Origin of the sequence: Methylobacterium sp. J-092 (assembly GCF_022829325.1) — a bacterium.
Classification (GTDB): domain Bacteria; phylum Pseudomonadota; class Alphaproteobacteria; order Rhizobiales; family Beijerinckiaceae; genus Methylobacterium.
Genome location: NZ_JAKSXU010000140.1, coordinates 47,786 through 61,546, shown reverse-complemented (window position 1 = coordinate 61,546; position 13,761 = coordinate 47,786). Strand labels below are relative to the sequence as shown.

Genomic DNA, 13,761 nt, shown 5'->3' with positions numbered 1-13,761 from the left:
TTCGCGGGCCACCCTCCCCCGCAGAGGGGGGAGGGAAGAGCCCTGTCGAGACTTCAGCGGCTTCCCCGGACGGGGTTTCGCCTCACACGAACAGCCGCTCGCCCTGCAGGTCCTTGTACAGCCCCGCCACCTGCTCGCCGTAGCCGTTGTAGATCAGCGTCGGGACGCGGGTGTCGGTGCCGAGCACGCGCTCGCTCGCCTGGCTCCAGCGCGGGTGCGGCACCGCCGGGTTGACGTTGGCCCAGAAGCCGTATTCGGACGGGCCGAGCGCCTCCCAGAAGGTCTTCGGCCGCTCGGCCACGAACGAGACCTTCACGATCGACTTGATCGACTTGAACCCGTACTTCCACGGCAGCGCGAGGCGGATCGGCGCGCCGAACTGGTTCGGCAGCGCCTTGCCGTAGATGCCGGTGGCGACGAAGGCGAGGTCGTTGCCGGCCTCCGCCATCGTCAGCCCCTCGACGTAGGGCCACGGGTAGAAGGTGCGCTGGCCCGGCGCCATCTTGCGGTCGAGGAAGGTCGTCAGCTGGACGTACTTCGCCCCCGAGGCGGGCTTCGCCAGCGCCACGAGCTTGGACAGCGGGAAACCGGTCCATGGCACCGCCATCGACCACGCCTCGACGCAACGGTGGCGGTAGAGCCGCTCCTCCAGCCCGATCTTGCGGATCAGGTCCTCGACGCCGAGCTCGAACGGCTTCTCGACGAGGCCGTCGATCTTGATCGTCCACGGGCTGGTCTTGAGCGCGTCGGCGGCCGGCAGCACGGTCTTTGAGGTGCCGAACTCGTAGAAGTTGTTGTAGTCGCCGCTGAAGGCCTCCGGCGTCAGCGGGCGGTCGAGGGCGTAGGCGTCGTTGCGCTTGGCCGGATAGGGCCCCGTGTCGGCGAAGGCCCGCCCGCCCAGCATCGCCGCCGCGGCGAGCCCGGCGGAGCCGCCAAGCAGCGCCCGCCGGTCGAGGAACACGGATTCCGGGGTAACGAGGTGCTCGGAAATCTCCCAGCCGCGCAACCGCTTGATCAGCATCGTCGTCTCCGCACTGTCCTGCCCGCCACGTGTCGCGACCGTCCCTCGAGGGGCCGGTGGACCGCTGCGCGCGTCTTGTTCGCCGTCTACGGCGGAGGGGTTACCTCCGTTTCGGATCCGGCCGGCGGCGCTTCGTCGCGGAGCATCCGGCGCAGGACCTTGCCCACGTTGGTCTTCGGCAGGCTCTGGTGCAGCACGACCCTACGGGGCACCTTGTAGCCGGTGAGCTGGGTCCGGGCATGCGCGCGGATCGCCTCGGCGGTGAGCGCGGGGTCGCGCAGGACGACGTGGGCCACCACCATCTCGCCGGTCTCGGCGTGGGGCGCGCCGACCACGGCGCATTCGAGCACGCCGGGATGGGCCGACAGCACGTCCTCGACCTCGTTCGGGTAGACGTTGAAGCCGGAGACGAGGATCATGTCCTTCATCCGGTCGACGATCCGCACCTGCCCGTCCGCCTCCATCACGGCGATGTCGCCCGTGCGGAAGAACCCGTCCGCGGTGGTCGCCGCGGCGGTCTCGTCGGGGCGCTTCCAATAGCCCTTCATCACCTGCGGCCCGTGCACGCAGATCTCGCCGGGGGTGCCGGCGGGCACCGGCATCCCGTCCGAGCCGCGGATCGACACGTCGGTCGAGGGCAGCGGATAGCCGATCGTGCCGGACCACGCCGCGAGGCGATACGGGTTGACGCAGACCACCGGCGAGGTCTCCGACAGGCCGTAGCCCTCGATGATGGTCTTGCCGGTGATCGCCTTCCAGCGCGCGGCGACCGCGCTCTGCACCGCCATGCCGCCGGCTACCACGTAGTCGAGCTGCGAGAAGTCGACCGTGCCGATCTTCGGGTGGTTGTTCAGCAGGTTGAAGAGTGTGTTGACGCCGGAGAAGTGGGTGAACCGGGTCCTCGACAGCGTCCTCACGAAGCCGTCGCCGTCGCGCGGGTTCGGGATCAGGAGGCAGCTCCCGCCGGTGCGCATGAAGAAGAAGAAGCAGCAGGTCAGCGCGAAGATGTGATACAGCGGCAGCGCCGTGACCATCACCCGGCCGGGCTCGTCGAGGCCCTCGAACCAGACCTCGCTCTGGACGACGTTCACCATGATGTTGCGGTGGGTCAGCATCGCCGCCTTGGCGACGCCGGTGGTGCCGCCGGTGTATTGCAGGAAGGCGAGGTCGTCCTGCGTCACGGCGGCCTTCGGCGCCGTCAGCCCCCTGCCCTGACGCATCACCGCGTCGAGCCGCACCGCCTTGCCCGCCGGTAGGACGAAGGGCGGCACCGCCTTCTTCAGGTGGCGGGAGGCGAGGTCGATCACCCGGCCCTTGAGCCCGAGGCCGTCGCCCGGACCGGCGAGCACCACGTGGTCGAGGGCGATCCCGGGTAGCGCCTCGGCGACGGTGTGGGCGAAGTTCTCGAGCACGAACAGGATGCGGGCGCCGGAATCGTTGAGCTGCGCCGACAGCTCGCGCGGCGTGTAGAGCGGGTTGATGTTCACCACCGTGCCGCCGGCGACCAGCACCCCGAAGATCGCCACCGCATAGGCCGGCACGTTCGGCATCATGATCGCGACGCGGTCGCCCCTGGCGAGGCCCTGGGCGGCAAGCCACGCGGCGACGGCACGACTGGCGCTCCCGAGCGCGGCATAGGTCATCGAGGAGCCGAAGCACGTCAGCGCCGGCCGGTCGGCGAAGCGCGCCGTGCTGGTCTCGAACAGGTCGACGAGGGTGCCGAGGCTGTCGGCGTCGATCTCCGCCGGCATGCCCGGCGGGTAGGCGGCGAGCCATGGGCGCGGTGCCCGGCTGTCCTGGATCACGGCGTTTCTCCATCGCGCGCGGCATTCGCGGCCACGCTTATCGGCTTTGTGCGTTCGCTCCCCTTGGCCCGGACTGTGGGGGATCGCTCCGCCCGCGGCAAGCAAGCGCCGGCGCCGAGGGTCCGCCGCGGCTGACAGCGCGGCCGTTATGGTGCGGCGATGCGGGCGCGCAGGCGGAAGGCCGAGACGACGGCGTGCGGCAGGGCGGCCGCCAGGACCAGGAGCGCGGCGGTGCCGGCCTCCCGCGCGGTGAACGCCCGGTGCGGCCACGGCCCCGCGCCCTCGCTCATCGCGAGCCCGAGCAGGGCGGCGGCGAACCACAGGGAAAGGACGCTGCAGAAGGCCAGCCCGATGCGGGCGCGCCAGCCGTCGCGCGGGCGGAGGCGCCCGCTGGCGAGCCAGCCGAATAGGCCGAGGATCGCGCCGAAGGCGATCGCCCCGACCGCGGCCCCGAGGGCGTAGGCGAGCCAGAGCGGCTGGCCGGTCAGGAACGCCATGCTGCCGCTGCCGTAGGCGCCGCGCAGGATCACGCCGCCGAAGGTCGGGTACGACCCGGCCGCCAGCAGCGCCGCGATCCCGACGGCGCACCAGGCGACGCGGCGCGGCAACCCGGCCGGCCCCGGCGCCGCGGCCGTCGCGACGAGGCGGGCGACGCCGTAGACCAGGGCGAAGGCGAACAGGGGATAGCTGTCGAGGAAGAACCCGTAGGCGCGCGGCGCCAGCCAGTCCGGCAGGTCGGAACGCTGGCTGATCCCGGCCGCGGCGACGAGACCGAGGCAGAGCAACGCCGCCGCCACGGGTGCGGCCGCGAGGGTTGTCCTGCGCATCGGGCGCTCCGCCGTGACGCGGCCGGGCCGCTACTTCGCCTCGTAGTGGTCGCGCACCAGCCGGTCCAGCAGGCGCACGCCCCAGCCGGCGCCCCAGCTCTTGTTGATCTCGCTCGCGGTCGAGGACATGCCGACGCCCGCGATGTCGAGATGCGCCCACGGCACGTCGTTGACGTAGCGCTTGATGAAGGCCGCCGCCGTCGCGGCGCCGCCGTGGCGGCCGCCCGTGTTCTTCATGTCGGCGAACTTCGAGTCGATCGCCTTGTCGTAGGCGGGGATGAGCGGCATCCGCCAGACCTTCTCGCCGACCGCCTCGCCGGTGGCGTGGATCTTCGCCGCCAGGTCGTCGTCGTTCGAGAACAGGCCGGCGATGTCCTGGCCCAGCGCCACGATGATCGCGCCGGTGAGCGTGGCGAGGTCGATCATGAACTTCGGCTTGTAGGCGCCCTGCACGTGCCAGATCACGTCGGCGAGGACGAGGCGGCCTTCCGCGTCGGTGTTGATCACCTCGATGGTCTGGCCCGACATCGAGGTGACGATGTCGGACGGCCGGTAGGAGGCGCCGTCGGGCATGTTCTCGACGATGCCGATGGCGCCGACCACGTTGACCCGCGCCTTGCGGGCGGCGAGCGCGTGCAGGGTGCCGACGACGGCGGCCGCGCCGCCCATGTCGCCCTTCATGTCCTCCATGCCGCCGGCCGACTTGATCGAGATGCCGCCGGAATCGAACACCACCCCCTTGCCGATGAAGGCCACCGGCGCCTCGCCGGCCGGGCCGCCGTTCCAGCGCATCACCACGACCCGCGGCTCGCGCACCGAGCCCTGCGCCACGGCCAGAAGCGCGCCCATGCCGAGCTCGCGCATCCGGGCCGGCTCCAGCACCTCGACCTCGACGCCGAGCCTGGTCAGCTCGGAGGCGCGACGGGCGAACTCTTCCGGCGTCAGGACGTTCGGCGGCTCGTTGATCAGGTCGCGGGCCAGCGTCACGCCCTCGGCGACGGCGGTGCTCGCCTGCGCCGCGGCCTCGGCCTCGGCGTGGCCGGCGAGCATCAAGGTCAGCGTGGTCGCGGCCTTGGTGTCCTCGGCGTCGGGCTTCTTCTTGGTCTTGTAGCGGTCGAAGCCGTAGCTGCGCAGGCGCGCGCCGAGGGCGAAGTCGGCGGCGTTCGCCGCCGCGATCGCGGCGCCCGGCCAGTCGAGCACCACGCGCGCCTCGCGGCCCGAGACCTTGCCCGCGGTGAAGCCGCCGAGAACCGGCCAGTCGATCTTGGCGCGGTCCTTGTCGGTGCCGAGGCCGACCACCACCAGCCGATCGGCGTCGACGCCGGCCGGCGCCGGCAGCACCAGCGCGCTCGAGGCCCGCGCCTTGAACTTCTCGCTGCCGGCGGCGCGGGCGATCAGGTCGATGCCGCCCTGGCCGAGCGCATCCCGCGCGCCCGCGCCGAGCACGAGGTCGTCGCCGACGAACACCACGAGGTCCCCGGATCCGCCCCGGCCGAGGGGGGCGAAATGGATGGTGATGCCGTCCGACATGGCGTTGCCTTCTGCCCTGTTCCGCTGTCACGAGCGTGCTCGACAGCCGCACGCCCATCGGTGCCCTGTGTAGCCGGTGAGGCGGAGAACGCAACGCGACCCGGGCGCCCTCGAAAGGCCCCAGTTCACGCGCCATCGGAAAGGACGGCCGGGCGATCCGGCGACGGGGCCCCAGACCGTGCGGGCGGGCGCGGCGACGGGCGGGCATGGCGGAAGTAGGGGTTCGATGACGCAGATCGCGCGCTACATCTTCCGCATCGCGCTCGGGGCCTTCCTCGCCTGCCTCGTCGGCCTCACCGGCACGATCTGGGTGACGCAGGCGCTGCGCGAGCTCGACCTGATCACGGCCAAGGGCCAGACCGTGCTGGTCTTCCTATTCATCACCGGCCTGTCGCTGCCGACCCTCGTCGTTGTGATCGCGCCGGTGGCCCTGTTCATCGCCGTCGTCTACGCGCTCAACCGCCTCAACGGCGATTCCGAGCTGATCGTGATGTCGGCGGCCGGGATGAAGCCGCGTGCGATCCTGCGGCCGTTCCTCACGCTGGCCTTCGCGGTGAGCGCGCTGGTCGGGTTCGTGACCATCGTGGTGATGCCGGCGAGCTTCCAGGAGCTGCGCGACGTGATCACCCGCGTGCGCGGCGACTTCATCGCCAACGTCGTCAAGGAAGGGCAGTTCACCCAGCTCGACAACGGCATCACCTTCCACTTCCGCGAGCGCGGCCCCGGCGGCGCCCTGCTCGGCCTGTTCATCCAGGACCGGCGCGAGGCCGGCAAGACTAAGGTCTATCTCGCCGAGCGCGGCAACGCGATCGACGTGGACGGCGGCAGCTACCTCGCCCTGCAGAACGGCAGCGTGCACCAGCAGCAGAAGGATTCGCGGGACAGCTCGATCCTGACCTTCGAGCGCTACACGATCGACCTCGCGGCCTTCGCGCCGCCCGACGGCGACACGGTGTACAAGCCGCGCGAGCGCTCGACCGCGCAGCTGCTCTTCCCCGACAAGACGGAGGGATACTTCCAGCTGCAGAAGGGCCGCTTCCGCGCCGAGCTGCACGACCGGCTCTCGGCCTGGCTCTACCCGCTCGCCCTGGTCTTCATCGCGTTCGCGGCGCTCGGCGACCCGCGCACCACCCGACAGGGCCGGGCCGGCGCGGTCGCGAGCGCGGTCATCGCGGTCATCGCCCTGCGCATCGCCGGCTTCACCGCGACCAGCGCGGCGACCCGCAGCGCCGGGGCGGTGGCGGCGATCTACGCGGTGCCGCTGCTGGCGATCGCGCTGTCGTCGCTGATCATCTTCCAGGGCCCGGCGGTGCGCGCCCTCAACGGCCGCCTCGCGGCCGCCGTGCGGGGGCGGTTCCGCGCGCCCCGCCTCGCCGCCGGCTGAAACCGCATGCTGATCGGGTTCACCCTCGGGCGCTACTTCGCGGCCCGCTTCGCGCGCACCGTGCTCGGCGTGTTCATCACGGTGTTCGCGCTGGTCTACACCCTCGATTTCGTGGAGCTGCTGCGCCGCGCCGGCGACGCGGAGGGCGCGTCCACAGGTTTGATGGCCCAGCTCTCGCTCTACCGCACGCCCGCGGTGGCCGAGGGCGTGCTGCCCTTCGCCGTGCTGTTCGGCTCGATGGCGGCCATGCTCCAGCTCTCGCGCAAGCTCGAGCTGGTGGTGGCGCGCGCCGCCGGGATCTCGGCCTGGCAGTTCCTGCAGCCGGGCTTCTTCGTCGCCCTGGCGCTCGGCGCCTTCACGGTCGGGGTCTACAACCCGGTCTCGGCGATGATGAAGCAGCGCTCGACCGAGATCGAGGCGAAGATCTTCGCCAAGTCGACCAAGGCGTCCTCGGGCAAGGACCTGTGGATCCGCCAGAAGAGCCTCGACGGCGGCGCGATCATCCGCGCCGAGACCGCGATCGAGGGCACGACGACGCTGGCCGGCGTGCAGGTCTTCACCTTCGACGATGCCGGCCTGTTCGTCTCGCAGATCGTCGCCGCGCGGGCGAGCCTGCACGACGGCTACTGGGAGCTGACCGACACCCGGGTGCTGACGCCGGGCAGCCCGCCGGAGGCCTTCGGCACCTACCTCATCGCCTCGACCCTCGATCCGAGCCAGGTGCGCCAGCGCTTCACCCCCCCGGAATCCGTGCCTTTCTGGCAACTACCCGACACCATCGCACGCACCGAGCGGGCCGGGTTGGATGCGACCCGCTACCGTCTCCAGTATGATGTGCTGTGGGCCCGGCCGATCCTCTTCCTGGCCATGGTCCTGGTGGCGGCAACCGTTTCCTTACGGTTCTTCCGCTTTGGTGGTGTGGGAAAGCTGGTGCTCGGAGGGGTCGCCGCGGGGTTCGCCCTGTACGTCGCCCGCCAGGTGATGGAAGGCCTCGGAGCCTCCGGGATCGTCGCGGCGCCGGTGGCGGCGTGGTTCCCGGCCGTGGTAGGAAGCCTTCTCGGTACGCTCACGCTTCTGTACCAGGAAGACGGCTGACGCCCGCTCTCCGGAGCGGGCACGGGAGACGGACGTGGACGGAAACGTGGCGGCGGGCGTCAGCGGAGTTGGGACAGGCGTTGCGTAAGGTCGCCGACATCGCGAAGGTCCTCGGGCTGCTGGCGCTGCTCTGCGCCGGCACGTCCGTCGGCGGTGCCGTGCCCGCGGGCGCCCAGGGCCTGCCGGGCGGCAAGCCGGTCGCCGGCAAGCCCGTGGCCGGCAAGCCCGGCGACAAGCTCCTCGTCGAGGCCGACGAGCTGATCTACGACAACGACAAGAACACCGTCACGGCGCGCGGCAACGCCGAGCTGCATTACGGCCCGCGCACGCTGCAGGCCGACCGCGTCCGCTACGACCGGGCCTCGAGCCGCGTCTTCGCCGAGGGCAACGTCCGCCTGACCGACCAGGACGGCGCCGTCGTCACCGGCGAGAAGATGGAGCTCACCGACGACTTCAAGAGCGGCTTCATCGACAGCCTGCGCATCCAGCAGACCGTGGAGCGCAAGGGCGAGACCATCCGCACGCGCTTCTCGTCGCCGCGCGGCGAGCGGCTGGAAGGCGAGCAGACCAGCTTCGATTCCGGCACCTACACCGCCTGCGAGCCGTGCCGCGACCACCCGGAGAAGCCGCCGCTGTGGCAGGTGCGCGCCGCCAAGATCATCCACAACAACGAGACCCACACGATCTACTTCGAGGACTCGACCGTCGAGATCGCCGGGATCCCGGTCGCCTACCTGCCGTATTTCGAGTCCGCCGACCCGACGGTGAAGCGCCAGAGCGGCTTCCTGACCCCGCGCTTCATCAACACGACGGCGCTCGGCACCGGCCTGACGGTGCCGTACTTCTTCAACCTCGCGCCGGATTACGACCTGACGCTGTCGCCGTCCTTCCTGAGCCGCCAGGGCGTGCTCGGGCAGGGCGAGTTCCGCCAGCGCCTCGACAACGGCAGCTACAACCTGCGAGTCTCGGGCATCTTCCAGACGACGCCCTCGGCCTTCCTGCCGGGGCCGATCGGCGCGGGCGACCGCGACTTCCGCGGCTCGATCGAATCGAAGGGCCGGTTCTACATCAACGACCGCTGGCGCACCGGCTGGGACCTCGTCGGCGTGACCGACAAGTGGTTCCTCGACAACTACCGCATCCGCAACCAGTCGATCACGACGGACTACTTCCGCGAGGCGGTATCGACCGCGTACCTCACCGGCCAGGGCGATCGCTCGTACTTCGAGATGCGCGGCTACTACTTCAAGGGCCTGTCGAGCTTCGATTGGCAGAAGGAGCAGCCGCTGGTCCTGCCGGTGATCGACTACGACAAGCGCATCAACGGCCCGAGCGAGCTCGGCGGCGAGGTCCGCTTCCAAGCCAACATCACCAGCCTGACCCGCGAGGCGACGGACTTCCAGGGCCTGCCGCGCACCGGCACCTACCTGTTCAGCCCGAGCGTCAACGGCATCAGCTACCCGCTCTACGAGACCTGCACGACCTTCAACCGCAACACCTGCCTGGTGCGGGGCCTGGCCGGCACGGACACCCGCGCCTCGGCCCAGCTCTCCTGGCGCCGGACCTTCATCGACGACCTCGGCCAGGCGATCACGCCGTTTGCGTACCTGCGCACCGACGCGTTCTTCGTGAACCCGAGCCTGTCGGGCTACCAGAACGCCCTGGTGCCGCAGATCGCCTCCGTCGACGACGGCTTCTCCGGCCGGGTGATGCCGGCGGTCGGCATCGACTACCGCTATCCGTTCGTCAGCGATTTCGGGCCGCTCGGCGTCCACACCCTGGAGCCGATCGCCCAGGTCATCGCACGCCCCTCCGAGACCCGGATCGGCCACCTGCCGAACGAGGACGCGCAGAGCCTCGTCTTCGACGACACCTCGCTGTTCCAGTGGGACAAGTTCTCCGGCTACGACCGGGTCGAGGGCGGCGTGCGCACCAACCTCGGCGCGCAGTACTCGGTCGTCACCGCCTCGGGCTGGTACGCGAACGCGATGTTCGGCGAGTCGATCCAGCTCGCCGGCGTCAACTCGTTCCGCCGCGGCGACATCGCCAATGTCGGCCTCGATTCCGGCCTGGAGAGCACCGCCTCCGACTTCGTGGGCCGCTTCCAGGTCTCGCCGAACCAGAACATCAGCCTGATCACCCGCGCCCGCTTCGACCACGCGGACTTCAAGGTGAACCGCTTCGAGACCGGCGTCACCGCGCGCTTCGCGCCGTTCCTGCCGCTGTCGCTGTCGGCGTTCTACTCGTACTACGAGGCGCAGCCGCTGCTCGGCTTCAGCCATCGCCGCGAGGGCATCACCGCGACGGCGACCTACAACATCACCCCGAACTGGTTCGTCACCGGCTCGGCGCTCGTCGACCTGACGCACTACCTCGACACGCGGACGCTCTATTCCGAGGCGCTGGCGAGCTACATCGCCAACCCGGTCGGCACCCTGCCGACCTACCAGAACCCGGGCCGGTTCTACCTGTCGGGCATGAGCGTCGGCGCCGGCTACCAGGACGAGTGCACCACGGTGTCGCTGAACTACATCGTCTCGCCGATCGCCACCGTGACCGGCGTCGCCGAGCGCAACCAGACCGTGCTGCTGCGCGTCGAGCTCAAGACCCTCGGCGAGGCCGACCTGCGCCAGAACGTCGGCACCGCCACCACCGCGGACGGCATCGCCTCGGCGCACTGAGCGCGGGAGCGGGTCGCGGCGGCGCGGGCGGCCTGCTAAGGCAGGCCTCCCCGCCGCGTAACCCCGCCGACCCCGATGCTCCCCCTCGCCCTGACGCTCGGAGACCCCGCCGGGATCGGACCGGAACTGGCGCTGGCGGCCTGGCTCGCCAGCACGCCGCGCGATCCGCTCCCCGCCTTCTTCCTCGTCGCCGACCCGGCCTTCGTCGAGCGGACCGCCAACCGGCTCGGCCTGCCCGTGCCGGTGGCCGAGATCGACCCCGAGACGGCGGCCGAGGTGTTTCCCCGCGCGCTCCCCGTGGTGGCGCTGCCGAGCGGCAGCGAGACCGAAGCCGAGCCGGGCGTCCCGGATTCGGTCACGGCCGGGGCGACGATCGAGTCGATCACCGCCGCCGTCGGATTCGTCCGCGCGGGCCGGGCCAGCGCGGTGGTGACCAACCCGATCGCCAAGTTCGTGCTGACGCGGGCGGGCTTCGCCCATCCCGGCCACACCGAGTTCCTGGCGGCGCTCGCGGTCGCGCCCGGCCGCACCCCGCCGCGCCCGGTGATGATGATCTGGAGCGAGACGCTGGCGGTCGTGCCGGTGACGATCCACGTGCCGTTGCGCGACGTGCCGGGGCTGCTGACGCAGGATCTCGTGGTCGAGACCGCCCGCATCGTCGCCCGGGATCTCGCCGTGCGCTTCGGGCTCGAAGCGCCGCGTCTGGTGCTGGCCGGCCTCAACCCGCATGCGGGCGAATCCGGCACGATCGGCCACGAGGACCGCGACGTGCTGGCACCGGCGGTGGCGCGGTTGCGTGCCGAGGGCATCGACATCCGCGGGCCGCTGCCGGCCGACACCCTGTTCCACGCGCGGGCGCGGCAGACCTACGACGTGGCGCTCTGCCCGACCCACGACCAGGCGCTGATCCCGGTGAAGACCATCGCCTTCGACGACGGCGTCAACGTCACCCTCGGGCTGCCCTTCGTGCGCACCTCGCCGGACCACGGCACCGCCTTCGACATCGCCGGCAAGGGCCTCGCCCGTCCCGACAGCCTGATCGCCGCGATCCGTCTGGCCGACCGCCTCGCCCGCACCGCCGCAGCGCGGGCCGGCGGCGCAGGCCGCACCGCCGACGTGATCCCGCTCAACGCCTATGCCGGCCGCCCCCGCTCCGCCCCGGCCGCGCATTTCGATGCGGAGGACGAGCTGTGAGCATCGTTTTTCGAAACGCCGAACGCCCCTTCCCTCCCCCCGACGGATCTCGGGCTTGCCCGAGATCCGCCCCCTGTGTGCCCAAGTCGGGCAGGCCCGACTTGGGTGCGGGGGAGGGTGGCCCGCGAAGCGGGTCGGGAGAAGGGAGCGCCGTATCCGGACAACGCGCTCCCCTCTCCCGACCCTCGCTAACGCGAGGCCCAACCTCCCCCGCAGAGGGGGGAGGGAGACGCGGGCACCTGAGCCGTGTCGGCGCACACCTGGACTCACGCTCCTCATGACCGCCCCCGACGGCCTGCCCCCCTTGCGCGAGGTGGTGGCGCGGCATGGGCTGGAGCCGAAGAAGGCGCTCGGCCAGAACTTCCTGTACGACCTCAACCTCACCGGGCGGATCGCCCGCGCGGCCGGCCCGCTCGCGGGCGTGACCGTGCTGGAGGTCGGGCCGGGGCCCGGCGGGCTGACGCGGGCGCTGCTCGCCGAGGGCGCCGCGCGGGTGATCGCGGTCGAGCGCGATCCCCGCGCCCTGCCGGCCCTGGCCGAGATCGCGGCGCACCATCCCGGGCGGCTGACGGTCGTCGACGCCGACGCCCTGGCCTTCGACCCGCGGCCGCTGATCGGCGACGGGCCGGCGCGGATCGTGGCGAACCTGCCCTACAACGTCGGCACCGCCCTGCTCACCGGCTGGCTCGACGGCGAGGCCTGGCCGCCGTGGTGGGATTCCGCCACGCTGATGTTCCAGCGCGAGGTCGCCGAGCGCATCGTCGCCGACGAGTCGGAGCGGGCCGATTACGGCCGCCTCGGCGTGCTGTGCGGCTGGCGCACGCAGAGCAACATCCTGTTCGACGTGGCGCCCTCCGCCTTCGTGCCGCCGCCGAAGGTGACGTCGAGCGTCGTGCGCATCGTCCCGCGCGCCGACCCCCTGCCCTGCCGGGCGGGCGCGCTCGAGGCGGTGACGCGCGCCGCCTTCGGGCAGCGCCGCAAGATGCTGCGCCAGAGCCTGAAGGGGCTGACGCCGGAGCCGATCGCCCTGCTCGCGGAGGCCGGCATCGCCGAGACCGCGCGGGCCGAGGAGGTGCCGGTGGCCGGCTTCGTCCGGCTCGCCAACCTGTGGGACGCGCATAGAAAGGCCGGCGCCCCGTGAGGGACGCCGGCCGGTTTCGTCGAAGCGTGGCGTCTTAGCGGGTCTGCTGGATCGCCGAGAGGATCCACGGGCGCCCGGGCGTGCGCACGAAGGTCCAGAACTCGGTCGCCTCGCCCGGCTCGGTGGAGACGACGCGGTTGCTGTTCCGGTCGATCGTCACGTCCTTCAGGGTGTAGCGCATCGCCACCGTGGCGAAGTCCTGCGCGCCCTCGCCCCACGATTCCGACAGGTCGCCCTGCTGCAGCTTCACGTCCGAGATGCGGTTGACGACGCCGCGGGCGGCATTGCCGCGCAGCTCCTCCTCGAAGTAGCCGGCCATCTCCGGCGTCGCGAGGTTGCGCAGGCCGACCATGTCCTCGTGCGAATACGCGTCCTGGACCTCGTTGAGCAGGCGCTCGAACGACTGGAAGTCGTTCGGGCCGATCTGCACCGGGCGCTGCTGCGGCGGACGCTGGGCGCCGCCCATCATGCCGCCGGTGCCGGCCGAACCGCCGAGGCCGGGATTGCCGCCCCCGGCCGCGTTCGGATCCATGCCCGAACGGGCGTAGGGCGCGCCCGCGGCGGCCGGCTCTCCGTTGCGGCGGCGGAACCAGCGCACCGCGAAGGAGACGAGCAGCACCACGAGGCCGACCTGCAGCAACAGGCCGAGCATGGAGGCGATGCCGCCGAGCCCGCCGAAGAAGCCGCCGCCGAGCAGCGCGCCGAGGAGGCCGGCGCCGAGCAGGCCGGCCATGAAGCCGCCGCCGAAGCGGGGGCGCGCGGCAGGGGCCTGCATGCCGGGGTTGGTCATGCCCGGCGAGGGCTGCGTCTGGGTGCGCTGCATCGGCGCCGCGCTCGGGGCGGTCGTGGTGGCCGACGGCGCGTTGAACGTGCGCGAGCCGCGCGAGCCCATGCTGGCGCCGCCGCCCGGCCGGGCCTCGACGGCGGGCGCCGCGACCGTCAGCGCGGCCGCCAGCGCCAGGATGGTCGCCGCACGCTTGCGGCGCGTGGTGGAGGTGAGCATCGATACGCCTCTAATCATCTCGAAACGTCGTAGACGTCGTCAAACGTCCTGGCGCCAGCGCCGACGATTAAGATGGTGAC

10 protein-coding genes are annotated in these 13,761 nt (G+C 71.5%); 5 read left to right on the top strand and 5 right to left on the bottom strand.

Annotated elements, in window-relative coordinates; translation table 11 throughout:
- Positions 1 to 82: 82 nt before the first annotated feature.
- The 4 genes from msrP to MKK60_RS17390 form a co-directional block, all read right to left on the bottom strand.
- Positions 83 to 1,021 carry a protein-methionine-sulfoxide reductase catalytic subunit MsrP gene (msrP, locus tag MKK60_RS17405; protein ID WP_243987711.1) on the bottom strand — a complete coding sequence of 313 codons (939 nt, stop codon included), beginning with the start codon at positions 1,019 to 1,021 and terminating at the stop codon, positions 83 to 85.
- A gap of 86 nt (positions 1,022 to 1,107) precedes the next feature.
- A complete protein-coding gene (locus MKK60_RS17400) occupies positions 1,108 to 2,826 on the bottom strand; it encodes an AMP-binding protein (RefSeq protein WP_243987696.1) in 1,719 nt (572 codons plus the stop codon).
- A 146-nt stretch (positions 2,827 to 2,972) separates the two neighbouring features.
- Positions 2,973 to 3,653 (bottom strand): hypothetical protein, encoded by a 681-nt coding sequence (locus MKK60_RS17395; protein ID WP_243987688.1) that lies wholly within the window; start codon positions 3,651 to 3,653, stop codon positions 2,973 to 2,975.
- Positions 3,654 to 3,683: 30 nt separating this feature from the next.
- Positions 3,684 to 5,183, bottom strand: coding sequence for a leucyl aminopeptidase (locus MKK60_RS17390; RefSeq protein ID WP_243951427.1), 1,500 nt, complete (start codon positions 5,181 to 5,183; stop codon positions 3,684 to 3,686).
- A 226-nt stretch (positions 5,184 to 5,409) separates the two neighbouring features.
- On the opposite strand from MKK60_RS17390, the gene lptF reads away from it, so the two are divergent.
- The 5 genes from lptF to rsmA all read left to right on the top strand — a co-directional run bounded on the left by lptF (position 5,410) and on the right by rsmA (position 12,678).
- Positions 5,410 to 6,567 (top strand): LPS export ABC transporter permease LptF, encoded by a 1,158-nt coding sequence (gene lptF, locus MKK60_RS17385; protein WP_147841627.1) that lies wholly within the window; start codon positions 5,410 to 5,412, stop codon positions 6,565 to 6,567.
- Positions 6,568 to 6,573: 6 nt separating this feature from the next.
- Positions 6,574 to 7,662, top strand: coding sequence for an LPS export ABC transporter permease LptG (gene lptG / locus MKK60_RS17380; protein WP_147841626.1), 1,089 nt, complete (start codon positions 6,574 to 6,576; stop codon positions 7,660 to 7,662).
- A gap of 80 nt (positions 7,663 to 7,742) precedes the next feature.
- Complete coding sequence (locus tag MKK60_RS17375) at positions 7,743 to 10,343, top strand: LPS-assembly protein LptD (RefSeq protein WP_243987686.1); 2,601 nt, start codon at positions 7,743 to 7,745, stop codon at positions 10,341 to 10,343.
- Positions 10,344 to 10,418: 75 nt separating this feature from the next.
- A complete protein-coding gene (gene pdxA, locus MKK60_RS17370) occupies positions 10,419 to 11,537 on the top strand; it encodes a 4-hydroxythreonine-4-phosphate dehydrogenase PdxA (protein WP_243987684.1) in 1,119 nt (372 codons plus the stop codon).
- 277 nt (positions 11,538 to 11,814) lie between these two features.
- Positions 11,815 to 12,678, top strand: coding sequence for a 16S rRNA (adenine(1518)-N(6)/adenine(1519)-N(6))-dimethyltransferase RsmA (gene rsmA, locus MKK60_RS17365; protein ID WP_243987680.1), 864 nt, complete (start codon positions 11,815 to 11,817; stop codon positions 12,676 to 12,678).
- Between the two features lie 34 nt (positions 12,679 to 12,712).
- On the opposite strand, the gene MKK60_RS17360 is transcribed toward rsmA, so the two are convergent.
- Positions 12,713 to 13,681, bottom strand: coding sequence for a TIM44-like domain-containing protein (locus MKK60_RS17360; RefSeq protein WP_243933929.1), 969 nt, complete (start codon positions 13,679 to 13,681; stop codon positions 12,713 to 12,715).
- Positions 13,682 to 13,761 lie beyond the last annotated feature (80 nt).